26 protein-coding genes are annotated in these 26,871 nt (G+C 68.8%); 17 read left to right on the top strand and 9 right to left on the bottom strand.

Features of this window, described 5'->3' with window-relative positions; genetic code table 11:
- Positions 1–79: 79 nt before the first annotated feature.
- The 5 genes from JOD64_RS30165 to JOD64_RS30145 are packed head-to-tail and all read left to right on the top strand — an operon-like array spanning position 80 to position 5,053.
- Positions 80–919 (top strand): ABC transporter ATP-binding protein, encoded by an 840-nt coding sequence (locus JOD64_RS30165; protein ID WP_204946327.1) that lies wholly within the window; start codon positions 80–82, stop codon positions 917–919.
- Complete coding sequence (locus tag JOD64_RS30160) at positions 916–1,770, top strand: ABC transporter permease (RefSeq protein ID WP_204945374.1); 855 nt, start codon at positions 916–918, stop codon at positions 1,768–1,770. Before JOD64_RS30165 ends, JOD64_RS30160 begins: the two co-directional genes overlap by 4 nt.
- Before the next feature lie 35 nt (positions 1,771–1,805).
- Complete coding sequence (locus JOD64_RS30155; protein WP_204945373.1) at positions 1,806–2,438, top strand: GOLPH3/VPS74 family protein; 633 nt, start codon at positions 1,806–1,808, stop codon at positions 2,436–2,438.
- 7 nt (positions 2,439–2,445) lie between these two features.
- On the top strand, positions 2,446–3,576 hold the full coding sequence (locus JOD64_RS30150; protein ID WP_204945372.1) for a glycosyltransferase: 1,131 nt from the start codon (positions 2,446–2,448) through the stop codon (positions 3,574–3,576).
- 7 nt (positions 3,577–3,583) lie between these two features.
- A complete protein-coding gene (locus JOD64_RS30145; protein WP_307813815.1) occupies positions 3,584–5,053 on the top strand; it encodes a helix-turn-helix domain-containing protein in 1,470 nt (489 codons plus the stop codon).
- Positions 5,054–5,204: 151 nt separating this feature from the next.
- Here the strand turns inward: JOD64_RS30145 and JOD64_RS30140 are convergent, their stop codons facing one another.
- Positions 5,205–5,414 (bottom strand): hypothetical protein, encoded by a 210-nt coding sequence (locus JOD64_RS30140; RefSeq protein WP_204945370.1) that lies wholly within the window; start codon positions 5,412–5,414, stop codon positions 5,205–5,207.
- A gap of 278 nt (positions 5,415–5,692) precedes the next feature.
- Here JOD64_RS30140 and JOD64_RS30135 point away from each other — a divergent pair, with 278 nt between their 5' ends.
- Both JOD64_RS30135 and JOD64_RS30130 read left to right on the top strand, forming a co-directional pair.
- A complete protein-coding gene (locus JOD64_RS30135; RefSeq protein WP_204945369.1) occupies positions 5,693–5,992 on the top strand; it encodes a LysR family transcriptional regulator in 300 nt (99 codons plus the stop codon).
- Between the two features lie 92 nt (positions 5,993–6,084).
- Positions 6,085–7,236, top strand: a complete 1,152-nt coding sequence (locus JOD64_RS30130; protein ID WP_204945368.1) for a hypothetical protein — start codon at positions 6,085–6,087, stop codon at positions 7,234–7,236.
- Between the two features lie 198 nt (positions 7,237–7,434).
- Here the strand turns inward: JOD64_RS30130 and JOD64_RS30125 are convergent, their stop codons facing one another.
- On the bottom strand, positions 7,435–7,866 hold the full coding sequence (locus JOD64_RS30125; protein ID WP_204945367.1) for a winged helix-turn-helix transcriptional regulator: 432 nt from the start codon (positions 7,864–7,866) through the stop codon (positions 7,435–7,437).
- Between the two features lie 116 nt (positions 7,867–7,982).
- Here JOD64_RS30125 and JOD64_RS30120 point away from each other — a divergent pair, with 116 nt between their 5' ends.
- From JOD64_RS30120 to JOD64_RS30100, 5 genes are all read left to right on the top strand, one after another.
- Positions 7,983–8,702, top strand: coding sequence for a DsbA family oxidoreductase (locus JOD64_RS30120; RefSeq protein ID WP_204945366.1), 720 nt, complete (start codon positions 7,983–7,985; stop codon positions 8,700–8,702).
- Between the two features lie 104 nt (positions 8,703–8,806).
- Positions 8,807–9,451 carry a dihydrofolate reductase family protein gene (locus tag JOD64_RS30115; RefSeq protein WP_204945365.1) on the top strand — a complete coding sequence of 215 codons (645 nt, stop codon included), beginning with the start codon at positions 8,807–8,809 and terminating at the stop codon, positions 9,449–9,451.
- A gap of 3 nt (positions 9,452–9,454) precedes the next feature.
- Positions 9,455–10,303, top strand: a complete 849-nt coding sequence (gene bla / locus JOD64_RS30110; protein WP_204946326.1) for a class A beta-lactamase — start codon at positions 9,455–9,457, stop codon at positions 10,301–10,303.
- 43 nt (positions 10,304–10,346) lie between these two features.
- Complete coding sequence (locus JOD64_RS30105) at positions 10,347–10,736, top strand: hypothetical protein (RefSeq protein WP_204945364.1); 390 nt, start codon at positions 10,347–10,349, stop codon at positions 10,734–10,736.
- A gap of 142 nt (positions 10,737–10,878) precedes the next feature.
- Positions 10,879–11,508, top strand: a complete 630-nt coding sequence (locus JOD64_RS30100) for a 4a-hydroxytetrahydrobiopterin dehydratase family protein (protein WP_204945363.1) — start codon at positions 10,879–10,881, stop codon at positions 11,506–11,508.
- 296 nt (positions 11,509–11,804) lie between these two features.
- Here the strand turns inward: JOD64_RS30100 and JOD64_RS30095 are convergent, their stop codons facing one another.
- On the bottom strand, positions 11,805–13,622 hold the full coding sequence (locus JOD64_RS30095) for a hypothetical protein (protein WP_204945362.1): 1,818 nt from the start codon (positions 13,620–13,622) through the stop codon (positions 11,805–11,807).
- Positions 13,623–14,247: 625 nt separating this feature from the next.
- Between JOD64_RS30095 and JOD64_RS33645 the strand changes: the two genes are divergently transcribed.
- Genes JOD64_RS33645 through JOD64_RS30085 form a run of 3 tightly spaced genes read left to right on the top strand, consistent with a single transcriptional unit; the run spans position 14,248 to position 16,083 of the window.
- Complete coding sequence (locus tag JOD64_RS33645; RefSeq protein WP_275581608.1) at positions 14,248–14,379, top strand: hypothetical protein; 132 nt, start codon at positions 14,248–14,250, stop codon at positions 14,377–14,379.
- 28 nt (positions 14,380–14,407) lie between these two features.
- Positions 14,408–15,292: a S41 family peptidase gene (locus tag JOD64_RS30090; protein WP_204945361.1), complete on the top strand. Its 885-nt coding sequence runs from the start codon at positions 14,408–14,410 to the stop codon at positions 15,290–15,292.
- Positions 15,293–15,306: 14 nt separating this feature from the next.
- Complete coding sequence (locus tag JOD64_RS30085) at positions 15,307–16,083, top strand: alpha/beta hydrolase (RefSeq protein ID WP_239561912.1); 777 nt, start codon at positions 15,307–15,309, stop codon at positions 16,081–16,083.
- Between the two features lie 256 nt (positions 16,084–16,339).
- On the opposite strand, the gene JOD64_RS30080 is transcribed toward JOD64_RS30085, so the two are convergent.
- The 4 genes from JOD64_RS30080 to JOD64_RS30065 form a co-directional block, all read right to left on the bottom strand.
- The gene (locus tag JOD64_RS30080) at positions 16,340–16,681 is read right to left on the bottom strand and encodes a GlsB/YeaQ/YmgE family stress response membrane protein (RefSeq protein ID WP_204945359.1); all 342 of its coding nucleotides are present in this window, start codon (positions 16,679–16,681) and stop codon (positions 16,340–16,342) included.
- A gap of 154 nt (positions 16,682–16,835) precedes the next feature.
- On the bottom strand, positions 16,836–17,990 hold the full coding sequence (locus JOD64_RS30075; RefSeq protein ID WP_204945358.1) for a helix-turn-helix domain-containing protein: 1,155 nt from the start codon (positions 17,988–17,990) through the stop codon (positions 16,836–16,838).
- Positions 17,977–18,138, bottom strand: coding sequence for a hypothetical protein (locus JOD64_RS30070; protein WP_204945357.1), 162 nt, complete (start codon positions 18,136–18,138; stop codon positions 17,977–17,979). Before JOD64_RS30070 ends, JOD64_RS30075 begins: the two co-directional genes overlap by 14 nt.
- A gap of 126 nt (positions 18,139–18,264) precedes the next feature.
- Positions 18,265–19,455 carry a helix-turn-helix domain-containing protein gene (locus JOD64_RS30065; RefSeq protein WP_204945356.1) on the bottom strand — a complete coding sequence of 397 codons (1,191 nt, stop codon included), beginning with the start codon at positions 19,453–19,455 and terminating at the stop codon, positions 18,265–18,267.
- A 774-nt stretch (positions 19,456–20,229) separates the two neighbouring features.
- On the opposite strand from JOD64_RS30065, the gene JOD64_RS30060 reads away from it, so the two are divergent.
- Positions 20,230–21,462, top strand: coding sequence for a TIGR02391 family protein (locus JOD64_RS30060; RefSeq protein WP_204945355.1), 1,233 nt, complete (start codon positions 20,230–20,232; stop codon positions 21,460–21,462).
- Positions 21,463–21,918: 456 nt separating this feature from the next.
- The gene (locus tag JOD64_RS30055) at positions 21,919–22,743 is read left to right on the top strand and encodes a hypothetical protein (protein ID WP_204945354.1); all 825 of its coding nucleotides are present in this window, start codon (positions 21,919–21,921) and stop codon (positions 22,741–22,743) included.
- A 99-nt stretch (positions 22,744–22,842) separates the two neighbouring features.
- On the opposite strand, the gene treZ is transcribed toward JOD64_RS30055, so the two are convergent.
- Together treZ and treY are read right to left on the bottom strand one after the other, a co-directional pair.
- Positions 22,843–24,567, bottom strand: a complete 1,725-nt coding sequence (gene treZ / locus JOD64_RS30050; RefSeq protein WP_204945353.1) for a malto-oligosyltrehalose trehalohydrolase — start codon at positions 24,565–24,567, stop codon at positions 22,843–22,845.
- Positions 24,564–26,870 (bottom strand): malto-oligosyltrehalose synthase, encoded by a 2,307-nt coding sequence (gene treY / locus JOD64_RS30045; RefSeq protein WP_204945352.1) that lies wholly within the window; start codon positions 26,868–26,870, stop codon positions 24,564–24,566. Before treY ends, treZ begins: the two co-directional genes overlap by 4 nt.
- Position 26,871 lies beyond the last annotated feature (1 nt).

Raw genomic sequence — 26,871 nt, 5'->3', positions numbered from 1 at the left:
GGTGGCGTCCGCCGTCCCGGCCACCGCCGAGACGACCGCCGGGCCGGAGCAACCCGCCGTGCGGGTACGCGGCCTCCGAATGGCCTACGACGAGCAGGAGGTGCTGCGCGGCATCGACCTCACCGTCGAACGGGGGGAGATCGTCGCCCTGCTCGGCCCGAACGGGGCGGGCAAGAGCACCACGATCGAGATTCTCGAGGGCTTTCGGCTCCGCTCGGCCGGAGAGGTGAGCGTGCTCGGGGTCGACCCGGCCCACGGCGACGAAGCCTGGCGGGCGCGGCTCGGCATCGTCCTGCAGTCCTGGCGCGACCACGCCAAGTGGCAGGTCCGGGAGCTGCTGCTGCACTTCCGCTCGTTCTACCGCCCGTACGACCGCCTCGGCTCCAACGGGTCGTGGGACGTCGACGACCTGCTCACCGTGGTCGGGCTGACCGAGCAGGCGCGCAAGCCGATCGGGACTCTCTCCGGCGGCCAACGTCGTCGCCTCGACATCGCCATCGGCATCGTCGGGCGTCCCGAGGTGCTGTTCCTCGACGAGCCGACGGTCGGTTTCGACCCGGAGGCCCGGCAGGACTTCCACGAGCTGATCCGCCGGTTGGCGCAGGAACGGATGACGGTCCTGCTGACCACCCACGACCTGCACGAGGCGGAGAAGCTGGCGGACCGCGTGCTGATCCTCGCCGGCGGAGGCATCGTCGCCGGGGGGACGGTCGAGGAGCTCGGCCGGCAGTTGGGCGGTGACGCCGAGGTGACGTGGGTCAGCGCGGGCCGGCCCCACCGTGCACGCACCGCCGACGTGTCCGGTTTCGTGCGGGAACTGCTCCAGGGCGACGGCGACGTCGAGGACCTGCGAGTCAACCGGCCGGCGCTGGAGGACATCTACCTGGCGATGGTGCGAGACGCGGAGGGCACCCGATGAACACCACCTGGAACGCGGTCGGGCAGGGCGTGCGCCGAGGCGTGACCGAGCTGCGTCACGTGCTGGGCAACGCCCAGGATCTGGCCAGCAACCTGATCTGGCTCGTCGGTCTGCTCGCCCCGATCTACTTCCTCCGCGACGACCAGCTCGCCGGCTCCGACCTGTCGGTCGCCACGTTCGTGCTGCCCAGCCTGCTCAGCATGTGCGTCGGTTTCAACGGCCTGCTCATGCTCGCCCAACTGCTCGTGGTCGAACGGGAGGACGGCACCCTGCTGCGACTCAAGGCCCTGCCGCAGGGCATGGTGTCGTACCTGATCGGCAAGATCGTGCTGATCTCCGGCATGGTGCTGGTCGCGTGGGTCGTCGTGCTCGGCACCGGCGCGGTGCTGGTGGAAGGCCTGCAACTCGGCGAGGCGCGGCGCTGGCTCACCCTGCTCTGGGTGTTCCCCCTCGGCCTGCTCGCGATGCTGCCCCTCGGCGCGGTCATCGGCTCGGTGATCGAGAGCCCGCGCAGCATCGGCCTGGTCATGCTGCCGGTGCTGACTCTCGCGGCGCTCTCCGGGATCTTCTACCCGATCTCCGGGTTCCCGACCTGGCTGCAGGTGGTGGCGCAGGTGTTCCCGCTGTACTGGCTCGGCCTCGCCGCACGCTCCGCGCTGCTGCCCGACAGCGCCCTGGCCGCCGAGATCGGCGGCTCCTGGCAGCACTGGGAGACGTTCACGGCGCTCGGTGTGTGGGCCGTCGTGGGACTGCTCGCCGCGCCGGTCGTCCTGCGCCTGATGGCCCGCCGGGAGTCGGGCTCGACCATGGCCCGGCGTCGCGACCTCGCCCTGGACCGCCGCCCCACCTGACCCGCCCACCCGACATCGACACCGAGGAGACCACAATGTCCCGTCTGGCCGAAGACCTCGTCCTCCTGCTGCTCGACGACTCCAGCGGCCGCAGCACCGTCGACATGAACCGTCGCCACCGCGCCGTCGGCGCCGCCGTCCTGCTCGACCTCGTCCGCGCCGGCCGGATCAGGATCCCGGTCACCCCGGAGGGCAAGGAGCCCCGGGTGGACGTCCTGGACACCACCCCGACCGGAAATCCCGCCCTGGACGCCGCCCTGCGCCGGATGGGCACGAAGTCGATGAAGGTCGGCTGGGCGGCGGACAACCTCGGGCAGGTCTGCTGGAAGCCGCTGCTGGAGCTGCTGGCCACGGACGGCGCCATCCGGCTGGAGGAGCAGCGGACGCTCGGTCTGATCAAGACGAAGACCTGGCCGGCCGAGGACGGCACCCGTGAGCGGACCATCCGCCAGGCGATCGCCGCGGCACTCGGCGGTGCGCACCCCGACGAGGAGACGTCGGTGTTGATCACCATCCTGCACGCCATCGGGGCGGTGCCCGGCGCGGCGGACGACGCCACGCGGGCCCGGGCCGCCGAGATCGCCCGCTCCGGCTGGGCGTCCGGCCCTCTGCGTGAGGCCTTCCACGGCCTCGACACCGCCTGGCTCGTCACGCTGTACGCGGGCTGACCGTGCCATGGCCACCGCGGAAACCATCCTGATCGTCGATCACCAACTGCCGACGCCCGACCGGGACTCCGGGTCCCTACGCCAACACCGCATCATCGAGGAGCTGCTCGGCCTGGGCCATCAGGTGCTCTACTTCCCGCTGAACGCGACAGCCGGTCCGGCGTACGCCGATCGGCTGCGGCAACTCGGCGTCGGAGTGCTCGGCGACCGCCGCCAACAGGAACGTTTCCTCGCGGCGGAGGGTCACCGCCTCGGCGTGGCACTGCTGTGCCGCCCCGAGCCCGCGGTGGAGATGCTCGCCCGGGTGCGGGACAACGCGCCCGGATGCCTGGTGGTGTACGACACGGTCGACGTGCACTTCCATCGACTACGGCGACAGGCGGCGCTGGCCGCGGCCGAGGGCGCACCGGACCGGTACGTCGTACGTGCCCGCGCGGAGAGCATCCGCGCCCTTGAGCTGATGCTGGTCCGCGAGTGCGACGTCGCGCTCGTGGTCTCCGAGGAGGAGCGCCGGTTGCTGCTGGACGAGGCACCGGGCGCGAGCGTCGAGGTGCTGTCGAACATCCACCGTCCGGTGCCGCCGACCCGATCAGCGGCCCCGTCGACCCGGATCGTCTTCGTCGGCAACTACCTCCATCAGCCGAACACCGACGCCGCGCGGTGGCTGTGCGCCGAGGTGATGCCGGCGGTCTGGAGGGAGGTGCCGGAGGCGACTGTCGACCTCGTCGGCGACGGCGCGTCCCCGGCGATCATGGCGCTCGCCGGGGACCGGGTGACGGTGCACGGCTGGGTGCCGGACCTGACGCCCCTCTATGCCCGCGCGCGGGTGGCGGTCGCTCCGTTGCGCTACGGCGCCGGGGTGAAGGGCAAGGTCGGCGAGGCGATCGAGCACGGTGTGCCCGTGGTGGGCACACCGATCGCCTTCGAGGGCATGGGCCTGGCGCCCGGCCGGGACGTGCTGGCGGGCGAGACGGCCGCCGAGGTCGCCGCGCACCTCGTGCGGGTCCTACGCGATGACGCACTCGCCCAGCGGCTCGCCCGATCGGCGGGACCCGCCCTGGCGTCCCGCTGCGACACCGCCGCGGCCCGCGCGACACTCGTACGTCTGCTCGCCCGCCGCGCGACGGCGCTGATCTGAGTTTCCGATGCCCAGTCGTCACGCACCTGCGGGCCCCACGGCACCGGTCGGGGTGCGCGTCCCGCGGGTCGGTCCGAGCCCCGACAGCGCGGGTGTTGATAATCGGTCACACCAACCAGGAACTCGGCCGGTGGCACACCGTGCACGTGCCCGACGGGGGGCGGGCCGCGCCGAGACAGAAGCGGAAGGTCTTGAAGTCAGTCGCATGGCCACTCAGATTGTTCAGCCTGAATTCGGGCAACGGCTACGCCGACTACGAACCGACCGTGGGATGTCCCAACGGGACCTGGCCGTCGGTGTGGTCAACCAGTCCTACATCTCGCTGCTCGAATCCGGGGCGCGGGTGCCGACGCTCGATGTCGTGATGCACCTGGCCGAGGTTCTCGGCGTACCGATGCAGGCTCTCGCCACCGACGCCGAGACGGTCGCCGGGCCGTCCCCGGAGGAGCCGTCCCCGGAGTCCCGGTCCGCCGAGTCCGAGCTGGCCCGGAAGCTGATCACCAGCAGTGCCCTCGACCAGGGCGACCTGGACCGGGCCGAGCGGGAGCTGACCGAGGCCTACCAGGCCGCCCGACGGGAGAACCGGACGTTGGCGGTGGTCAGTCGTGGGCTGGCCCTGGAACGACTGCTGGAGCAACGCAACGACCGCGCCGCCCGCTACACCCTGCTCACCGAGCTGGTCGACGCGGCGGCGGCGACCGGCGTACCGGAGGCGCTGGTGCGCACGAGGATCGCGCTGAGCGGCGCGGCCCGCGACGTGGGCCGGCTGGCCGAGGCGTTCACCCAGATCGAGCTGGCGGATCAGGAGATCGCCCAGACCGGGTTCGTCCATGGCGCCGAGCACATCCGGCTGCACGCCGTGCACATCTCGGTGCTCAGCGACGCCGGTGGGGGCGCCGAGGTGCCTCGGATCGTGGACCGCATGTTGGCGATGGCCGACAAGCTGGACATTCCCTCGATCTGTGGGCGGGCGCACTGGGTCGCCAGCATCGCCCTCGCCCGCAACGGGGAGATCCAACGGTCGCTGGAGCATCTGCGCGCCGCCCGGGAGATGTTGGCGAACCCGGCCACGTCCCTGCGCGACTGGGCCCGCTTCGCGGCGGCCGCCGCATCGGCCCTGATGGACGCCGAGGCGGGCCTTCCGGAGATCACGTCACACATGCTGGCGGCCCGTGCGGCGATGGCCGCCGCCAAGAGCGCGGCCTCCCCCTCGGCCGCCGCGAGCCTCGAGGTCCGCTACGCGCTGGCCACCGGCGACCCCGAGCGCGCTCTGGAGATCGCCACCACCGTCGACGAGACCGACCTGCCCGGGATCGAACGGGTGCGCTTCGTCCTGGCCGTCGGCCGCGCACAACGCCGGTGTGGCCGGGTGGAGGAGGCGGTGGGCTCGCTGCGTCGTGCCGCCCAACTGGCCGAGGCGGCGGCGGCGTACCAGCGGGCGAGCCAGATCTGGCGCGAGATCAACGACGCCAGCTAGTGGTGCCGGCGGTCGTTGAACCGACCGGAGACACCGCGCACGAGAAAGTCCTCCGCCGCCGGATGGCTGCGGAGGACTTTCTCGTTTGGTGGTCCGGTCGCGGTCCCTCGCCGCCGCGACCGGATTCCTGCTGTCATGTGTGGTCGACCGGTCACCACGGCCAGTCTTCGAGGGCAACGGATGCGGGCTGGGGGGCCGTCTCCTCCGGGCCGGCGACGGCCAGCGGCAGGCCCGCCAGGAGTTCGTCGGCGCTCACCGCGCCGATGGCGAGAGCAGCCACCGGTGCGACCAGGACGATCATCGGCAGCACCAGGCGGACGAGTCGGTTGACATCGGGGCGGGAGGCTGAGTGCGTCGTCATGCCTCATTTTCTACTGGCCCGCTCGCCGCGAAGGGCAGCCTGCTTCGAAATCTTTGTGGATGCCGTTGAGGAACTGATGACCGCCGTGGCACCCGTCGACCGATCCGCAGTCATCAACGATGACTACACGGTGGTGACCGCTTGCTGAACGCATCCTGGAAGTCCCCTGTGAAACTACCCTCCTGGTCAGAGGCTTGACAGACGCCCCCCGGCGGTCTTGACGACAACCAGACCCGTTATTACTCTGATGACAGGTCTTCGATGACAACAGTCAACTGATGACAGTCGAACAGACGGGGGTCGAAGTGAACGAGCGTGAACTGCAAGCGTTTGTCGCGGTGGCCGAGCACGGCCGCATGGACCTCGCCGCGAAGGCGCTCGGTTACTCGCAGCCGGCGGTGAGCTACCAGATCAAGTGCCTGGAGACGACGCTCGGCACCAAACTCTTCATCCGCACCTCGTCCGGTGCGACGATCACCCGCTCGGGCGCCCTGATGCTGCCGTCCGCCCAGGCCGTCCTGACCCTCCTGCGGGGCATCAAGGCGACGACCGAGGACCTCGCGAAGGCCGCCGCCTGAACGACGGGCACGACACCCCTCCCCCACAGCGGTGCCACCGCGACGTCGAGGCACCCCGGACCGGCAACCCCATCTCACGCACGGAGGACACGGTGCAGCGTCACGGAATCGGCAGGCTCATCTCCGCGGCCGGCGGCACCGCCGACGGCATCACCGCCACGATCGGCGACCTCGGGGCGGAAGCCGTCGCCGCGATGGCGATCGGCGAGCTGCTGCATCGGGCGGACCTGCCGCCGGGACCCGAGGCCACCGTCCACCTCTGCCTCCGCCACGGCACCACCACCATCCGGTACGGCGTCGAAACCGGACCCGCGGGGGTCACCAGCCGTCCGCACCGGCACGGGGACGAGCCGAGCGTCGCGCCCGACGTGACAGTGACCCAGGACCTCACCGAGGTGATCCGCAGTCTGTTCGGGCCCCGCGGCACGCAGAGCAGTGCCAGCCGGGTGATCCGCTGGGGGCACCTCGAAGACCCGACCGCGTTCGACCGGCCACTGCCCACCTACGACGTGGTCCGTCGACTCGTGGACGCCCTGGACCGGCCGTACGCCATCGGCCTGGCCGAGCTCTGCGTCCGCTACGGCTCGGACAAGTGGGGTCATCACACCTACCCGCGCCGGTACGAGCAGCACTTCGACCACCTGCGCGACCAGCCCCTCACCATCCTGGAGATCGGCGTGGGCGGGTTCGGCGACCAGGGGCGCGGCGGCGCGTCACTGGAGGTCTGGCGGCGCTACTTTCCCCGCGCCCTCGTCTACGGCCTCGACATCGTCGACAAGTCGCACCTGAGCACCGGACGGGTCACTGTCCTGCAGGGCGACCAGTCGTCCCCCGCCGACCTGGCCCGGGTGCTGGAGGTGACGGGAAGGCCGGACATCGTGATCGACGACGGCAGCCACGTCAGCCCGCACCTGCTCGCCTCCTTCGCGTACCTCTTCCCGCACCTGCGCGACGGCGGCCTGTACGTCATGGAGGACCTTCAGACGTCGTACTGGCCGTTCTTCGGCGGACGGGCCAGCACCTACACCGACCCGGCCACGAGCCTGGGGTTCCTCAAGACGCTGATCGACGGCCTGCACCACGAGGACATCGTGGGCCGGGCACCCGCCTCGACCGACCCGGACATCGGTGGGCTGCACTTTTACCACAACCTGGCGTTCATCGAGAAGGAGCGCAACCTCGACGGCGGAGCCCCGTCCTGGATCCCCCGTGGCGTCAAACAGGCCGCCCGGGTCAGCGGCTGAGGCGCGTCAACGGCCGGCGTAATCCACCCCTTCCACGGCGTGATCCACTCCATTTCGCCGACCTGGCGGTATCCGAGCCGCCTCGAAACCCCAACCTCGGCGACATGGTGTGGATCAGGCGGAGAGGGGTGCGGTGTTGCATGGCGCAGGCTCGGCGCACATCAGGTCCCAGCACGGGCCGCGGCGGCAGTCCGGCTCCTACGGTGCGGCGCGGTCGTCGTACGTCGCCTGGTGGCGGCGGATCTCGGCGTGATGGTCGGCGGACCACGCCGCCAGGGCCAGGACGGTGGAGAGCAGTGACGTGCCCAGTTCGGTGAGGGCGTACTCGACCCGGGGCGGGACTTCGGGGTAGGACGTCCGGGTGACGAGGCCGGTGCGTTGCAGGTGCTTCAGGGTCAGCGTGAGCATGCGCTGGGAGATGCCGGGGATCGCGTCGCCCAGGTTCGAGTAGCGGACGGGGCCGTCGGCGAGCGTGCCGATGATCAGGACGCTCCACTTGTCGCCGACGAGGTCCAGCACCTCGCGGATGAAGTCGGCGTCCTCGTCGTTCCAGTGCGCGCAGGGCCCCGGAGCGGCCCGGACGTTCGCCCGGACGTTGGTGCGTCGCCGTCGAAGATCCCCTGCACCCATCCTCGCCGCCCCTCTCGCCAGCCCCTTGCCACGCACATGAATGTACCTTTTGTGGCCCTCCGATTCTGATGCATGATGGCGCTACGAACAAGAAGTGAGAATCGAGGAGGAGTGCCATGAAGATCGAGTTCTGGTCGGACATCGTCTGCCCGTACTGCGGGCTGATGGACCACCGGCTCCACCAGGCCCTGGACCGGTTCCCGTACGGCGATCAGGTGCAGGTGATCCACCGGTCGTTCCAACTACACCCCGACCTGCCCCGCGCGGGTGTCAGTCAACGGGAATTGATCACGATGGCCGGGGCTCCCGCGACGACGGTCGACCAGGTGCTACGGCCGATCGAGCGGGCCGCCGAGGCGGAGGGCCTGACGCCCTACCACGCGGTCGACCGCACGCTCGGGCCGACGGATTTCGCCCATGAGCTGCTCGCCTACGCGACCGACCAGGGCCGCGGCAACGAGATCTGGACGGCGATGTTCCGGGCGCACTTCGGGCAGGCCCGCAAGCTGTGGACCGCCGACGAGGTCATCGATTTCGCCGCCGAGGTGGGCCTGGACCGCGCCGGGGCCGCCGAGGCCCTGCGAAGCCGCCGCTACCGGGCTCGCGTCGCAGCCGACCAGCGCGAGGCGCAGCGTCTCGGGGCCCGTGGCGCGCCGTTCCTCGTGTTCGACGGCCGCTTCGCCGTGCCCGGGGCGATCGGCCTCGACGACCTGCTCGCGGTCATCAGCAAGGCGTGGGACGAGAGCCACCCGACGCCGCAGCCGCTGCCGGTTGTCGGTGCCGCCGAGGGCATGTGCGCCCCGGACGGCTGCGCGGTGCCCGACCGCACCGGGTGATCCGCTCAGCGCGAATTTCCGACTGAGCCGTCGCGGCGCTGAGCCTGCCGGCGCTCACCGGTCTACTCTCCCGACCGAGACGACCAACTCACCGGGAGTAGAGCATGGGCCTCATCCACATCGAACTGTTCGCGACCCTCGACCTCGTCGGGCAGGCGCCCGGCGGCCCCGACGAGGACCCGGCGGGGTTCCCGTTCGGCGGCTGGCAGGCGCCCCTGCTGGACGAGGTCGCCGGGTCGCAGGTTCGCGCCGCGTACGAGGGCACGGACGCCCTCCTGCTCGGCCGGCGCACATACGACATCTTCGCCGCCTACTGGCCGCACCAGGAGGGCGGCGAGGACAACGAGATCGCCACGCTCTTCAACAGCATCCCGAAGTACGTGGCGTCCGGCGGCAACCCCGACCTCTCGTGGGCCGGGTCCACCCAGCTCGGCCCGGATCTGGCCGGCGCGGTGCGCGAGATCCGGGACCGGCACGAGCACATCAAGGTCGTCGGCAGCCTCAACCTGGTGCAGACCCTCCTGCGCGAGAAGCTCTTCGACCGGCTCGACCTGTGGCTGCACCCGATCGTGCTCGGCGTCGGCAAGAAGGTGTTCGACGGCGGTGCGGTGCCCACGAACCTCACACTCCTCGAACCGCCGGTAGCCAGCTCGAAGGGCACCGTGTACCTGCGCTACGGGCTCGCCGGGGGCACGCCCGCGACGGGCGACATGGCCGCACCCGATCGCGGTGCCGGGCGCGACGACTGAAGCCTGTGCACCACCACCGGAGACCCCGCCGAGGTGCGGACGCCGAACGCCGAGGTGACGGTCTCCCCGTCGCCGGCCGACCAGCAGGAGTTCCAGCGGCTGGAGAAGACCTTCGAGGCGCGGCTGGGAATCTACGCCGTCGACACGGGCACTGGCCGCACCGTGGAGTACCGAGCCGACGAACGGTTCGCGTACGCCTCGACCTGGAAGGCGTTGGGCGCCGCCGAGGTGCTGGACGACACCACGGACGCCGAGCTGGATCGGGTGGTGCGGTACTCGGCGCAGGACCTGGTGCCGCACTCACCGATCACCGAGAAGCACGTCGCCAGGGGCATGAGCCTTCGTGCCCTCGCCGACGCCGCGGTGCGCTACAGCGACAACACGGCCGGCAACCTGCTGCTGCGTCCCCTCGGCGGGCCGCAGGGGTTCGAGACGAGACTGCGCGAGGTCGGTGACACGGTCACCGACCCCGCCCGCTACGAGACCGCGCTCAACGAGGCGGCGCCGGGCGACAAGCGGGACACCAGCACCGCGCGGGCGCTGGCGACCGACCTGCGGGCGTACACCGTCGGGGACGCCCTGGAGGCCGCGGACCGCGACCTTCTGGGCGGTTGGCTGCGAGGCAACACCACCGGCGCGACGCTGGTCCGCGCCGGGGTGCCCGCCGGCTGGGTCGTCGGGGACAAGACCGGGACCGGAGGGTACGGCACCCGCAACGACATCGCCGTCATCTGGCCGCCCGACCGCGCCCCGATCGTCCTCGCCGTGCTGTCCACCCGCGACAAGAAGGACGCCACCGCCGACGACGCCCTCATCGCCCAGGCCACCAAGGTCGTCGTCGCCAGGCTCTGACCAGCGGGGCGCGAACGATGCCGTCCGGTGGCATCATCGCCTCATGAACGTTCGTCGATTGGCGGCCGTCGACATGTACGGCAGCCGAGGAACCCGTCGCCGACGGCTCATCATCCTGGCCGAGTTCCTCGTCGGCGTGGCTGCCATGGTGACGTTGGGCATCTGGCTGCTGGCGTCATCGAGCGGCCTCGGCGGCCGAGCAATCGGCCTGTGGTTCATCGGCGCGGGTCTCAACTACGCTCCGCTGTCGGTGTACGCGATCAAGCTGATGCGGCCCGGCGCCCTCGACGCCGAGTTGGCTGGCGTCGACATCGGCCGCGAACTGCGCCGCTACACCGTGCTTCAGCTGTGGTGCTTCGTGCCGCTCGCGCTCGTCGTCTTCGACCTCCACGACGCGCTCACCCGACGTCGGGCCCGAACGTCACCTCGGTGACCACCTCTCTGGCGACGTGACTCCCGCAGGTCGCCAACGTGCAGGTACGCCCGCGCGGCATCGACCAGGTACACGCCCCGATGCTCAGCTGGCAACCGCCGCCCAGGAGGCCGTCGCGCCGGCCGATGTTAGGTTCCCTGACATGACTGCGCAGATCACGGCCGCGCAGTTCCACGCGGCCGACGGTGTCGAGGACTGGCGCTCCCTCTACCACCTGGTCTCGGCCTACTTCCCGACCGGCTCGCTGTCCAAGGGCATCGCGCTCGTCGATGAGATCGGCCGGCTCGCCGACGAGGCCCAGCAGCAGTACCTCAACCTCGACCTGCGCGGCACCGGCGTCACGGTGAGCCTGAATCGGCGCGACATCTCGTTGGCCCGGCGCATCTCGGCCGCCGCCAAGGATCTGGGCATCCCCGCCGACCCGACCGCCGTCCAACTCATCAACGTCACCCTCGACGCACTCGCCGGCGCGGACGTGCTGCCGTTCTGGCAGGCGCTGCTCGGCTATCGGCAGATTGGCGACGACTACCTGTTCGACCCGTCGCGGCGCGGCCCGGGCTTCGGGTTGCAACCGATGGACGAGGCGCGCCCCCAGCGCAACCGCATGCACCTCGACATAGCTGTCCCACACGACCAGGCAGAGGCTCGCATCGCCGCCGCCCTGGCCGCCGGCGGCCACCTGGTCTCCGACGCGCACGCCCCCATGTGGTGGGTCCTGGCCGACGCCGAGGGCAACGAGGCGTGCGTCGCCACCTGGCTCGGCCGCGAATAACAGGACGGGGGCCCGACCAGCGTCGCCAGTCACGCCATGCCGGCCGGCGCCGGCTGCGCGCGGGCAACATCGGCGATCACAGGTGGGGCGCAGGCCGGTCCGGACCATCGCCGGGCCAACGGTGTCCACCAGCCGGCCGGACTTCGCCCCAGCCCCACCGTTCGGGCCATCGGCTGGGACGGTACGCGCCGACCCCGCCGCGGGTCTGATCTGGTTGATCAAACCCGGGCGGGGCCGGATGTGCCGTGTGCTTCTGACGACTGCCGTCAGGCTCCGAATGTCTGGGTGGCTGAGGGTCAGCCGAAGCAGTTCGGAACGGGTTGGTCGCTGCCGGTGCAGTTGGTGGGTCGGTTCTTGATGATGAGTGAGTTCTGATCCACCGTGATCAGGTTGTTGTTGGTGAAGATTCCGCCGGGCGGCAGGGTGGAATCGTTCTGGACGACCTTGGACTCCGTGAGGCTGAGCGTGCCGCGGTTGTAGATTCCACCGGCCTGCGAGTTCGGGCCCACGGCCTTGTTCCGTTCGACGTGAGTCCGTAGCAGCACGACAGTGCCGGTGCCCACGAAGATGCCGCCGCCGTGCTCGTTGCGGACGATGTTCTCGCTGATTCTGCTGTCCTCGATGACGAACTGGCCAATCTGGTTGAAGATGCCACCGCCACGTTGGAAGACCGAGTTGCGGTCGACCTTGCTGTGCTTCAGGTGGAAGTCGCCGTCGCTGAAGATGCCGCCGCCCTCGTTGCTGGCCGTGTTGTCGCTGATATCAGCGTTCGTGACCGTGGTGGTGGAGTTGATTCCACCTAGGACACCGCCACCACGGAAGTCCGCGAGGTTGTGGTCGATGCGCACATCGTCGAGCACGGCAACACGGCCGTTCGACACCCCGCCACCGTTACCGGTTATCGCAATGCCACCGGATGTGCGTACGACGTTGTAGCTCAGTCGGGTGTTTTCCACGGTGAGGTAGCCGTTGTTGTGAATGCCTCCGCCATTGAGCACGGCGGAGTTGTTGCTGATCGTGTTTCCGTTGCCCTCGTGCCCGCCCTTGTCCTTGTCGTCCCAGTTCTTATCCGTGCCGGTGTTCTCCGCAGGCGGTTCCGCCGCGGCGCCCTGGCCACCCGGGGCCTGCGCCGCCGGCCCGTTGCTGGGCGCCTCGGTGCTGGGCGCCTCGGTGCTGGGCGCCTCGGTGTTCGGCACCTCGGGGCTAGGTACCCCGGTGCTGGGCGCCCCGGTGCTAGGCACCTCGGGGCTAGGTACCCCGGGGCTGGGCGCCTCGGGGCTAGGTACCCCGGTGCTGGGCGCCCCGGGGCTGGGCGCCTCGGGGCTAGGCACCTCGGGGCTGGGCGCCCCGGGGCTAGGCGCCTCGGGGCTAGGTGCCCCGGTGCTGGGCGCCTCGGGGCTAGGTGCCCCGGTGCTGGGCGAGTCATTGCCGTAGTCGGTCTTGCCGCTGATCTTGGTGATGCCGAAGTTGGCGATCCCGCCACCGGCGCCAGCGGCCCGGTTGTGGACCACGTTGATGTGTTCGAGGGTGGCCTCGCCGCCGGCGCTGACCCGGATCCCGCCACCACCGGCGACGGTCGCTGAACCGCCCTTGATGGTGACATCGCGGAGCCTCAGGTTCCCGCCGACCCCGACCTCCAGGATCCGGAACGGTTCGGCGTTCGCCGCCCGGACGATGGTGGCGCCTTCGCCCTTGATGGTGATGGGTTTGGTGATGATCGGTAGGCCGTTGGGGCCACTGGTCCCAGGCGGTGTGACGACCGGAGCGAACGCGGTGAGGGTGTACGTGCATCGCTCAGCAAGTTTGAGGGACGCCCCGTTTCCGGCGTTGGCGTGCACAAGCGCGGCGATCAGCTCATCGGGGTCACAGGGCACCGCCCTCTCGCCGCCGTTGTGACCCTTGCCGTCGTTGCCGCCCGGGTCCTGTGCGCCTGGGGCTCGTCCGCCCGGATCCTGTCCGCCGTTGTCGTCGCCGGTTACTCGGCCGCGTTCGACGATGAACTGCTGCGCGGCCTTTTCGAGGCGGTCGTTGACGCCAGCAAGGGCGGACGCTCCGGTGACGCCGACGGCGCCGCTGACGGCGGCCAGCCCGGTCACTCCGGTCAGCCCGACCACAAGCCAGCGTGCCCGCCGGCTCCGTCCCGGCGGCCCGGGTTGAGCTGCTGCTTGGCTGACATTTCGGTGTTTCGGTAGATGATCGGACATTAGCGGAACCTCACCCTTCTCCAAACACAACAGGTCCGCACCGTCACTACGGTGCTGATAGCGACCAAATAGGGCCTTAGCTACCAGAACGGAACGTAGCAGAGGTTTTCTCGCATCGGACACAGACGCGAGAAGCAGACATGTTCGGGGCATCTGTCACACAGACCCCACGCACAGCAGTGGTCCCAGGGCTGTTCCTGGGCAACGCGTTCGACAGCAGGAGGGGGGCACGATCCGCAGGGCGCCGCCAGCGGTGACATCGAGGCCGAAGGGGACGCTGGCTCGCCGTAGTCGCCTTCACGCACGGGATGACGAGGCCGGCGCCAGCCTGGTGGTGGCCGAGCGCCGGCCGTCAGCGGGTCAGGCCGACCAGCGTCGCCAGTCGTGCCACACCGGCCGGCGCCGGCTGGGGCAACATCGGCGATCACGGTACGCGCAACGGCCCTGTCCCCCGCCGACCACGGCGTCCAAACCCGACGCGGCGCTCACCACTGACATCGACACCCTTCGGGCCGTCTGTGGCCAGGAGATCACCATGGCGGCGGCGGTGAAGTCGGGCGCACTGCGACTGAGCGGTGACGAGGACGCCAGGCGGCGCCTCACCGATCTGCTCCTGGCCCCGTTCACGCCCGCACCCCAGCCCGCCACGCCCAACCGGTGGCCATGAGACTGTTTGTGGTCTACCGTGGCCCGCCGTGCTCTCAAACGAACAGATAATCGGACAGGCCCTGGATCGGATCGAGGCAGGGTACGTCTTTCCGGTGAAGGTCGCGGACATCGACGCCGCGATCCGGCGCCGTCTCGCGGCAGGCGAGTACGACGACCTGGACGGGCCGGCGCTCTGCGAGACGGTGACCGCTCACCTTCAGCAGGTGTGCCCGGACAAGCATCTGCGGCTGCTGTGGTCGGACCAGCCGCAATCGCTGGATCCAGCGGACGAAGACGGCGGGCGGGCCGCGTTCCTCGCGCTGCTCAGGGCGGAAAACCAGGGGATCCGCCGGGTCGAGCACCTGGACGGGAACGTCGGGCTCATCGACGTGCGGCGCATTGCGTACGCCGACGAAGGCGCGGCCGCGATCGGCGCGGCCATGCAACTGGTCGCGCTCAGCTCCGCGCTCATCCTGGACCTACGCGCGTGCTCCGGCGGAACACCGGAGGGAGCTGCGATGTGGTGCAGCTACTTCTTCCGCGACGACCAGGTGCACCTCAACGACTTCTACGAGCGGTCCACCGGCGCCACACGCCAGTTCTGGACGACCGCGCACCTGCCCGGGCCGCGCTACGCGGACCGCCCGGTCTATGTGCTCACCAGCGCGATGACGTTCTCCGGGGGCGAGGACGTGGCATACACCCTTCAAGCGCACGGCCGGGCCGTCGTCGTCGGTGAGACGACGCGTGGCGGCGCGCATCCGACGGCCCGCCACCCGGTCACCGAACACATCCTCGTAACCGTGCCGACCGCCCGGACCATCAACAGCGTCACCGGCACCAACTGGGAGGGCGTCGGAGTGGTCCCCGATGTACCCGTCTCGGCAGACCAGGCCCTCGACACGGCGCTCAAGGCCATCTTGGGTGCCTAGGCTCGGATGCCGTGATGATGAGGGCCGGTCGCGAGTCCGCGATCTCCTACCGGGCCGCCGATGGCAGCGAGCTGCACTTGCTGGTCTTCGAGCCGGCCGAGGGCACACCGTCGCGCGCTGGCGTCGTCCTGTTTCATGGCGGCGCCCTCCGCGACGGATCGCCCGACGGGCTCGTCCCGCACTGCCGAGCATTGGCGTCGCGGGGAATCTTCGCGGTGTCGGCCGGGTACCGGCTGCTCGATCGTGGCGCTGCCAGCATCGACGACTGCCTCGCCGATGTGCGGCGCGCGGTCGAGCAGTTCGGCCGGCTGGCGGCGTCGCGCGGCCTCGAAACGCCGCACCTGGCCGCCGGCGGCAGCTCAGCCGGTGCCCATCTCGCGATGCTCGCGGCGATGACCCCGTCCAATGCGGCACCGGAACCCGGCATCGCGGCCCTGGTGGCCCTCAACCCTGCGGGACTGAACCTGGGCTCCTTCGAGCCGGACGCGCAGCGCCGCCTCGAACAGCAGGTCGGTATCGCCGAGGGCAGACTGGTCGACTACTCGCTGATCGAGTGCGTGCGGCCGGGGAATCCGCCGACGCAGATCCACCACGGCACCCGCGACGAGGTCGAGCCGATCGGCTCGGTGCGGCAGTTCCGGGACGCGATGGCCCGCTCCGGCAACGAGTGCACGCTACTGGAGTACGAAAACGCCGAACACGGATTCCACTACCCCGGCACCAGCGGGCACTTCGACGGCGTCATCGACGCCACGGCGCTGTTCCTCCTCGACCGGACAGCAACGACGTGAACCACGACGGGCGACGCGCGAGTCAGCTGGGCGGCGGCGGACACTGCAGGACCGCGATCGAGTTTCCGGCGAACAGCCCCAGGTGCGGGTGCCCGGAGAAGATCTGAACCGACCTGATGGACCAGAACCGCAACCCGATCCGCGGCTTCAGTTCTGGAGAAGCCTGGGAAGCCGTGAACTTCTCGCCGGTCTGGCACATCCGGATGTGCTGACCCGCTTGCGTGGGCGGGAGTCGGGGTTGCCCGTTCCCGCCCGTTCAGCCCTTGGCCTGGCTGCGACGGACCCGCCGACGGGGCTTGTCGTCGCCGCCGGCAAGCCGGGTGAAGGTGAGCATGTTCGCCAACGCCACGACGACGATCGCGACGCCGACCTGGATTGCGAGCACGACCCAGTCCCAGCGCAGCACCCACACCTCCACGCCGGCTCCGTCGTCGATATCAAGCGCCCTGGCGACCACGGTGCCCAGCACCGCCGAGCCGACGCCGATGACGAACGTGGCGAAGAAACCGATCCGCTGCCGCCCCGGCAGAATGAGTCGGCCGAGCAGGCCAACGAGGGCACCGATGAGCACCGCGCCGAGATAACCAGTTACCAGCATTGCCGTCTCCCCTCCAGCAGTGCCGAGGTACATGCCCGAATCTCACGTTCCCGGAAACCCCGCCCAGGCCGTCGGCCGGTCGCGGGTCACACGGCGCATCTCGTGCAGAACCCTGCCTGCGGCGCCAGCGTGGTGGTGGCCGGACGCCGGCCGGTCATCGGGTGAGGCCGACCAGCGTCGCCAGTCGCGCCACGCCGGCCGGTGCCGGCTGCGCGCGGGCAACATCGGCGATCACGGTACGCACCAAGGGCCGGCACCGAACCTCAGCCGGCGCGACGCTGTCCGCGTCCACCAGCGCCCGCGCCGCCCCGCGCAGGTCACCCACCTGCAGGTACGCCCGAGCGGCATCCACCAGGTACGCGCCCCGATACTCGGCCGGCAACCGCCGCCACCCCTCCCGCCGCACTACGGCCGAATGCCGTTGGAGCGCCTCGGCGGCGTCACCCCGCAACCCCGCCAACACCACCCGCGCCAACTCGACAGCGATCGGCCCGAAGCTGGTCCGGTGCTGATCGTCGTACCCCCTGATCTGCGCGGCGACCCCCGCGGCCCGCTCGGTCAGCTCGTCGGCGCGGCGGTGCTCGCCGCAGCCGGCGGCGGCGAGGGCGGCCTGGAGCAGCAGCGTCCCGCCCACGGCCCACTCCCCCGCCGACCGCTGCGAACCGGGGGTGACGCGGTTCGCGGCGGCGAGCGTCGCGGCCAGGGCGAGACGGTCCCGGCCCGACGCGCGCAGCGCCTGCCCGACCGACACGGTGGCCGTCGCCGCGAGCACCGGGTCGTCGCCGGCGGCGGCCATCGCCCGGTCGGCGGCCAGCCACCCGAGATCGGCCTCGCCGAGCTTGACAAGCAACGACGAGGTGATCCGGTACGCCTGCACCAGCAACTCCGGCGACTGCGCGCCCTGGGCGGCGTCGAGCAGACCCGGCAGCAGCCGCACCAACTGCCCGTAGTGCGCGTGCTGGTAGGTCAACCAGGCGTACCCGACCTGCCTTCTCACCTCTTCCCGCGATTGCGCCGGGGCCTGCGGGGTGTCGTAACGGGCGAGAGCGGCCCGGATGTCGTCCACCCCATCCGGCGGGCCGGCCGGCGTCGGCCGCTGCTGCCCGAGCAGCACCTCCGGATCGACCCGCAAAACGTGGGCCAACTCCTGGATCACCGAGTACCGGTCCAGGGCGCGCACGCCTCGCTCCACCTTGTCCACCCAGCTCTTCGACCTGCGCAACCGGTCGGCCAGCATCTGCTGCGTCATCGACCGCCGCACCCGCCACCGCGCCACCCGCCGACCGATCGGCACGTCATCGCTGGTCACGCCGCCACCGCCGGTCCGGGACCGCGCGGGTCGTGTCGTCTACGGGTACGCGCTCCGCCTCGGCCTGGGCCAGGAGACGCTGTTTGGCAGCCTCCCGCTCGGCCGCCTCGCCCGTGCTCTCCGGAGCGTTGTCATCCTGCCCGCTCATCCCCGCCTCCTCCGTCAGACGCCCGGGAGGCTCGCTCTCAACCACCGCCGCCCCCAGGCCATCAGGACGCGCTCACGTCCCAAATCGGACAGTAAGGTGCATTGGTGAGGGCGTGATTACTGGCAGTTATGCGGCCAGGTTGATGCCTATGCGGCCGGCAAGCAGGCGCAGCTCGTCGGGGATGGCTCGGCGCTGGGCGCGCTGCGCCAGGGTCACCACGGCATCGCGGGCGAGGGGGTTAATCGCGAACGGGATCGGAGCAGCCTGCTCGGCCCGGATGAATGCGGCCAACGCCTCGGAGTCCCGACGACCGCCGTCCGCCAGCGCTCGCCCGATGTCGAGCCAGTACGACAGTTGGCGATTTGATGCCTTGAGCACCTGCGGTCGTATCGTCCGGGACAGCTCGATTATCTTGCCGTACTCGCCCTGCTCAGCCGCGATGGACATCTTCCAGAGCCCGACATTGGTCGGACCGAAACAACACCCGTTGAAGCCACCACCGTCGGCCGGGTCTCCCAAACTCGCCGCCTCCCGCGTGGCCTCCCCGAGGTGGTCACGGGCAACATCCGGGCGAGCGTCCACGGTCGACGCCAGTGCAGCCATAAGGTGAAGCTGACCAAGCATTTGCCGCACCCGGACGTCGGCCGCATCTCCCTGAAGCTCCACGAGCGATCGGCCAGCGGATCTGGCCGCCAAGCGTGCGGACTCGATCGGCAGGCTCTGCGCGTACACGAAGCGAGATGCACCGATCCACGCTCGATCTTCGACGTCCTCGGCAGCCGATACGGATACCCGGGCCGCATTGAGGGCCAGGTGGCGGTAGCCGAGGTGCCGGAGGCAGGTGGAAGCTAGGTAAGCAACCTGAGCGAGCGCGGTCCCACCCACGGCAGCGGCTTCCAGCAGCAGGCTCGGGAGCATCCGGGCCATGGCCGGGTAGTGGCATGAGTTGCGGAGCTGGTCGGCGCGGGCGATCTCGGCCGCCAGTTGATCCGCCGTGTAGGTCGACGGGCGGCGCTCGCCGTCCTCGATCTCGATCAAGGCCGACCAGATCGCCGGCACACGCTCGGCGGCGCTCTCACGAGCCGGATCGCCTGACTCCGTACCCTGGCCGAGCAAGTCGGCCACCGTGACCTGGAGAGCTGCGGCAAGAGCGACCAAGGTGGAGCGCCGGTCGATGGTCTTCCGACCTGACTCAATCTGCGACACGTACGACTGGGTGACGCCGGCGAGTCCCGCGAGGACGGCTTGGGTCATCCCGCCACGGCGCATCCGCCAATACCGAATCCTGGCACCAATGCTTTCCGGCTTTGTCACCATACCTTCGCCTACTCCCGGGTAGAGGGCCGGAACAGCGGCCACACTTCTCTATCCCTGCACGGTTGAACGATACACCGGCGAAACGTTCAAGCACTGGGTGCCCGAGAAGCGCGGCGTGGATGACACACCCGCCATTGGAGTTGACTCGGCCGCCTCGTGAGTTGGACGACCCGGAAGGAGGCCCTGCTTGCTACGACTTTGCGGGGTCGCCGAAGCCTGAGCTGCGGGGTTGGCTCGGCCGCACGGAGGCCGAGCGGCCGCCACTGCTATTCAGAGATGCTTCTCCACCGAAATCGTCGTCATAATCCTCATCGCCGTTCATCATCAGGATTGCACGACCATGATTTAAAGCTGAGCTGACATGCGATACGGCGCAGAAGGTTTTGCCGGTATCGTCCGACTTCCGCCGTCCACCGTGACACCCCAATAGCTCCGTTGGTGCCCCTACTTCCGCTGGCTCGGTCAAGGTGCTTTCGGGGGCCGGCGGTCGGCGCGTTCTGGCTCGCGGGTGATCCGTGCGAGGTGATCTGCACTTGGGCGTGGCGTCGAAGGATGGAGCACATTGCCTGGGCCAGCGCTAGGCACCTGCGGAACACACTCATCTGCCTCGAACCGCTTGCCAAGAAGCGCGACGTAGGTTGTGTCGGATGTCTGACCATGCCGATGACAGGCACCCCGATCTTGACGATGATCCTGTGCTCGGTCGCGCGACGGGCAGACCCCATCATGCTGGCTCACTACGGAACGACAAGCCGATCAGAGGAGCGACAAGTCGTGAGCAAGCTGTCGTTGCCAGACAAAACCTTTTTGGAGGCTGTGCTGGGCATGAGCGGTGGGTACGTCCTCGATCTCACAAATACGTCATTGGCGCAGCTTTTCGACGAACTCGCCATCGACATCTACGAGGACAAGTACGCCGAGTACGGGGTGTCGAAGGCAAACAGGTTGAGGACGCTATGGAAGATCGGCTCAGATTCCGAGGTCGCATTAACGCTCGGCACCCTCGCGGACTACATCGACGCAAAGCAAGCTGCACCGGGTTTTCCAGGCTTCCCCGACAGAATCACGGACAGCCAGATCGCCATGATTCGAAGGATCGCCGCGGAGATTGATGGTGCACCGTTTAATCACATGGGACAGACGACGTCGGCCGACGAGGTATCTGACCCAACGCTCGCCATTTTCACTACCGAAGCGACGGTTTCAGAAAACAAGATTCAGATCGAGATTCACGGAGATATTTACAACCACATCGGGCAGTACCTGGCGACCGGGGATTACTTTCACGCAGTCGAAGAGTCCTACAAGCTGGTGCGCGGGAAGCTCCGCGAGATCACCGGCAATGAGAAGGCCTCTGACGTCTTCAACAACAGCGCCCAGAACACCGCGCACTACGAAGCCTTGTTCGGCAAGTCGATACCTACGAACGCCGCAGAATCAGATTTCTTCCGAGGTATCGGGTACCTGCACTTGGGAGTCCAGCATCTCAGAAACGAGAAGGCCCACACTCCGGCAACGCCTCTCGAACCCAACCTTGCCGTTCACTACATCTCGCTGGCGAGCCTTGCCTACGACTTGATCACCCGATACGTCAGCGAAGATACGATCAAGGAGCTTGAAGAGTTGGTTCTCGCCAAGCGCCAGAGCTATCGAACCGCAGGTGCCTTTTACCGTGATTTTAAGGATGGCAAGTGGCTGCAAAGCCTGACGGTGCCTGCCAAGTTTCAGTCCTCGGCAGTGCGTAAGGTACTCAAGACCAAGTGGCTGAACGAGGCCGACTTTACTCAGAGCTACGACCACAGCAACATCGTGCTGATGCTGCTTGAGCTCGTGGTCGATGAGCTCACCGAAGCTGACCTCGACCGATTGCTGGATCTACCGACAAAGGATTCGTACGGCAACGACCAATCGGCGGGAATGCGACAGTTCTTGGAATTTGTCCAGAAGGAGCATCCGGACATTATCTCGCAAAAGGTAAAGGACTGGCTCACGAAGGAGCAGCCCTGACGAGTGCTTTCGAGCTTGAACGATCAGCGCCCCAGGCCAAAGTACGACGACGCGCCTTCGAATCCGTCGTCTTCCCGCGATCCCAGTTAGCAGCGCGGCTGCCGGTGCGAGGCGACGCTACAGGGCATCACCGTGGCACCGGTGCGTCGGAATCGGATGGGACATCTCTGACAGTCGGTGGTCCTGCGTGCCGCCAAGATGATGCCCAGCCGCCGGACGAGAGCCAGGAATGACTATCGTTGACCATCCATGCCAAGTGATCAGCAGGCAGGGGTCGGACTTGCTACTCACTCTCGGGGCCACTCGAACCAACACCGGCCAGACCAGGCCAGGTGGGTGGTGCGGGCCGAACCCGACGGCAAAGAGTTCTGACTTGCTGACGGGTCCACGACAGACGAGTTGACTCCGACAAGATTGGGAGGAAGCCTATCAGCCTCAAGATCGAGGAGGCGAATCTTGGAGGCGCTAACCCTGATGTGGCTCTACGCGGCGCCCTCACCCACCATCTCCCCAGGTGGACCTCCAGCAGATCAAGCAGCTAGCACGGTATGCCTAACACTCGTAGTCGCTAGCGTCGCAATCGCCATCTTCGCGGGCATTTCCTCGGCAGCCAAGAGTAAGCAGCGATTCGCGGATGCGCAGCGCCGCTCAGAAAATATGACCGATCAGCAATTACTCGATCTTGAGCGGCAAATTCTAAGCAGACTGCACCGAGATCATGGCCGGGCTGTCACCGTTGCTGCGCTAAGCGCAGCAATTGGCCAGCCATACGAGGATACCTGCCTAGCTACGCACCGGCTGATAGACCACGGGTTCTCGGAAATAGTCGAGAAGAATCAGGATGATTCGTCAAATCTACCCAAACCCGACCCACGTCGGCGCCCCGAGCGCCATGAAGAGATCAAGATTACCCAGGCGGGCCATTCCCACTTTCAACGATTAGTTAGCACTGGAGAGATCAGCGTGAACGGTGACTATATCAACGCACCCAATGGCCGGGTGATCAATCGCAGCACTATTATCAATTCATTCAATGAGCTTGAGAAGAAGTATGACGAGGCAACTCTGCAGGCCCTGCTCGTCCTTGAGAGGGCCGTAGTTGAGACCGGGAGCGCCGAAGCGAAGGAGTTGTTTGAGAGCTTTAGCGCAGAGATGCAATCGGACAAACCAAAGCCGCCGGTCGCGAAAGCTCTCCTCAGGGGAGCGCTGGAAGCAGTGCCCATTGTCGGCGCGGTAGCGGCGGCAGTCGAGCAAATCTACAACGCGATCGCAATATCCTAACTGCCGATGTTCGTGGCACTGCCGTAGGACCTGTCAGATCAATGGCCAACTGGTATCCAGGAATTCGATCTTACGCGGCGCGGTCGTAAATGCGGTTTCTCAGAGCGCCACGATCGCCGCAGTCTCAGCCGGCAGTTGGATCCGGTCCCGCATGACGGTTACTCCCTCCCCCGTAGCCAGCAGCACCCGCCGAGCCACCCCAGGCAGCGAAATCCCCTGACCCCGCCCAGCCAAGTTCGCCACCACAAGCGTTTCCCCCCGCCGCATCACCAAGAACCGGTCCCCATGCTGCACCGAAACCGTGTGCAACCGAGGATCAGACAGGTCCGGCAACGACCGACGCAGCGCGATCAACCGCTGGTAGAACGCCAACATCTCCCGATGCTCAGGCTTGTCCAGCTCCGCCCAGTCCAACCGCGACCGCACGAACGTCTCCGGATCCTGCGGATCAGGCACGTCCCCCTCAGTCCACCCGTGCGAGGCGAACTCCCGCCGCCGCCCCAAAGCAACGGCGGTAGCCAGCTCCGGCTCCGGGTGCGAGGTGAAGAACTGCCAAGGCGTAGAGGCAGCCCACTCCTCCCCCATGAACAGCATGGGAGTGAACGGCGCGGTCAACAGCAAGGTAGCCCCGACGCGCAGGAGAGAAGGCGACAGGGAAGCCGAGATCCGATCCCCGGTAGCCCGGTTCCCGATCTGGTCGTGGTTCTGCAGGTACGCCACCAGGCGATGACCAGGGACACGCGAATCCAGAGGCCGCCCATGGTGCCGGTTACGGAAGCTCGACCAGGTCCCCGCATGGAAGAACCCGCCGGTCAGCACGTCCGACAACGTCTCCAGCGACCCGAAGTCGCCGTAGTAGCCCTGCCGCTCCCCCGTCAGCAACGTGTGCAGGGCGTGGTGCGCGTCGTCGTTCCACTGCGCGTGCAGCCCGAAGCCACCCGCCTCGCGCGGGGTGATGAGCCGCGGGTCGTTGAGGTCGGATTCGGCGATGAGCGACAACGGCCGCCCCAGGTGCGTCGACAGAGACTCGACGGAAACTGCCAGCTCTTCGAGCAGAGGAACCGCCCGCGAGTCGCGCAGGGCGTGTACGGCGTCGAGGCGTAGGCCGTCGACGTGGTAGTCGCGCAGCCACATGAGCACGCTGTCGATGATGTAGCGGCGGACCTCGTCGGAGTGGGGGCCGTCGAGGTTGATCGAGCGGCCCCAGGTGTTGCTCTGCTCGGCGAGGTAGGGGCCGAACTGCGGCGCGTAGGCCCCGGAGGGCCCGAAATGGTTGTAGACGACGTCGAGGATCACCCCCAACCCGCGAGCGTGGGCGGCGTCGACGAACCGTTTCAGGCCATCGGGGCCGCCGTAGGGCTGGTGCGGTGCGTACCAGCAGACGCCGTCGTACCCCCAGTTGTGTTCGCCGTTGAAGGCGTTGACCGGGAGCAGTTCGATCAGGTCGACGCCCAGCGACACCAGGTGGTCGAGGCGGTCGATGGCCGCGTCGAAGGTGCCTTCCGGGGTGAAGGTGCCGATGTGCAGCTCGTAGAGGATGCTGCCGGGCAGTTGCCGGCCGGTCCACGAGTTGTCGGACCACGCGAAGGCGGCGTGGTCGTAGCGGCGGCTCGGCCCGTGCACTCCAGCAGGCTGCCACGGCGAGCGGGGGTCGGGCAGTGGGGTTTCGTCGTCGTTCAGCAGAAAGGAGTAGTCGAGGCCGGCGTTGGGCACGTCGACCCGCCACCAGCCGTCGGCGGCGGCGCGCATCTCGTGGTCGGCGTCGCCGGTCAGGCGCAGCCGGACGCGGGTGGCGTCCGGTGCCCACACGGAGAATTCGGTCATGAAGCAGCCTCCACGGAAGCGGTGGGAGGAGCCAGTAGTGCGACGGGATAATCGGCCAACAGGTCGTCCAGAGGCGTCTCCCCGCCACTGTAGACCCGGCCAGTGAACAGGTCCTTAACCTCGTTAACGGGAAGCGACAGGGCCGTGTCGCACCAACCGCCAACGCGGGCCAGACCGAGTGGCAGTCGGGTCGCCACGGTGATCGCGCCACCCCGGTCGAACGCCACCACGTGCCGGCCCACCGGACCGTGCGCCGGCACCGGCCGGTAGCCGGTGAACAGCTCCGGGTGCGACCGCCGCAACCGCAGGGTCCGCGACACGACGAGGAGCTTCGCGGCGCCGTCGGTGTCGATCGGGGGACGCCAGCCGCCGTCGAGCCGTGCCAGCATCTCTCGGCGTACGTCGAAGTCGACCGGGCGGCGGTTGTCCGGGTCGACGAGGCTGTTGTCCCACAGCTCGGTGCCCTGATAGGTGTCCGGCACCCCGGGCATGGTGAGCTGCACGAGCTTCTGCCCGAGCGAGTTGGACCAGCCGGCCGGGGCGATCGCCGCGGCGAGTTCGGTCAGCTCGTCGTGCAGGCTCGGGTCGTCGTACATCAGGTCGATCACGGCGTGCATCGCCTGCTCGAAGGCCTGGTCGGGCTCGGACCAACTGGTCGAGGCCGCGGCCTCCCGGGCGGCCTTCTCGGCGTACGCGTGCAGCCGCTCCCGCTCGATCGGCCACGCCCCCACGGCGGTCTGCCACAGCAGGTGGGCGAACGACGCATCGGGCAGCGGGGCGTACTCCATCCAGCTCTTGACCTGCTCGGCCCACTGGCCGGGCAGCTCGCTGAGCACGGCGAGGCGGGCGCGGACGTCCTCGCCGCGTTTCGTGTCGTGGGTGGAGACGGTGGTCATGCTGGCCGGCCAGCGGACGTGCCGGGCGGCGGCGAAGCGGTGGAACTCCGCCGGTGGGACCCCGAAGTGGGCGGGGCTGCCGCCGACCTCGTTGAGCGCCACGAACCGGGTCCAGCGGTAGAACGCGGTGTCCTCCACCCCCTTGGCCATCACCGCGCCCGTCAGCTGGGGGAACCGTTGGGCCAGCTCGTCGTGGGGGTTGCGCAGCCGGCGGGTAACCGCGTCCAGGGCGCCGGCCAGGTCGGGGCGGCGGCGACCGGCTTCGGAGCGGGCGGCGGCGAGGTGCCGGGCGCCGTGCGGCGGGTAGCCCCGGTAGACCGCGAACGCGGCGGCCAGCTCGGCGAGCGCGGCCCGTGCCTTGTCGGCCGGCACGTCGGGGGCGAGCGCGGCGAGCCGGGTCAGCTCGGCGGCGAGCAGTTTCGTGGCGGCGGCCAGCTTGGTGGCGTGGGTCAGGTTTTCCCAGGAGGTGGGGTGCCCGGCCAGTTGGGTGTCCAGCACCGTGAAGTCACCCTCGGCGTCGGTGTCGACGAAGAGCCCGTTGACGGCAGCCAGGGCGTCGTAGCCGGTGGTGCCGTCGACCGGCCAGTCCGGCAGCTCCTCGCCGTACTCCAGGATCTTCTCCACCACGAGCCAGGCCTGCGGCGCGACGGCCCGCAACCGGGTGAGATAGCCGGCCGGGTCGCGCAGCCCGTCCGGGTGGTCGACACGGATGCCGTCGACCTCCCCGGCGGCGGCCCACCGCAGGATCAGCTCGTGGGTGGCGGCGAACACCGCCGGGTCCTCCACGCGCAGGCCGGCCAGGCCGGAAACGGCGAAGAACCGGCGGTACGTCAGCTCGGCGTCACCCCGACGCCAGGAGACCAGCTCGTAGTGCTGCCGGTCGTGCACCTCCCGTGCGTTGCCGTCGCCGGTGCCGTCGGCGACCGGGAAGCGGTGCTCGTGGTAGCGCAGCTCGGAGTCGACCAGCTTGAGGTCGTCCAGAGCGGCCGGGTCGTCGGCCAGCACCGGCAGCAGCAGCCGGCCCCGGTCCCAGTCGATGTCGAACCAGTCGGCGTACGTCGAGTCGCGCCCCCGGCGCAGCACGTCCCACCAGGCGGGGTTGGCCGGTGGGACGGCGACCCCGGCGTGGTTGGGCACGATGTCGACGACCAGGCCGAGCTTCTTGTCACGCAGCGCGCGCAGCAGCCGCTGCCGGGCCGCCTCACCGCCCAGCTCGGGGTTGACCTCCCGGTGGTCGACCACGTCGTAGCCGTGCGCCGAACCGGGGGTGGCGGTGAGCAGCGGGGCGCTGTAGAGGTGGCTGACACCCAGGTCGGCGAGGTAGTCGACGATCTCGGCGGTGGCGTCCAGGCCGAAGCCGGGGCGGATCTGCACGCGGTAGGTGGCTTGTGGAGGGGTGGCCGCCATG

The sequence above is a fragment of the Micromonospora luteifusca genome (assembly GCF_016907275.1).
GTDB lineage: Bacteria > Actinomycetota > Actinomycetes > Mycobacteriales > Micromonosporaceae > Micromonospora > Micromonospora luteifusca.
The sequence above is the reverse complement of the archived record's forward strand: the minus strand, read 5'-3'. Positions and strand labels throughout refer to the sequence as shown.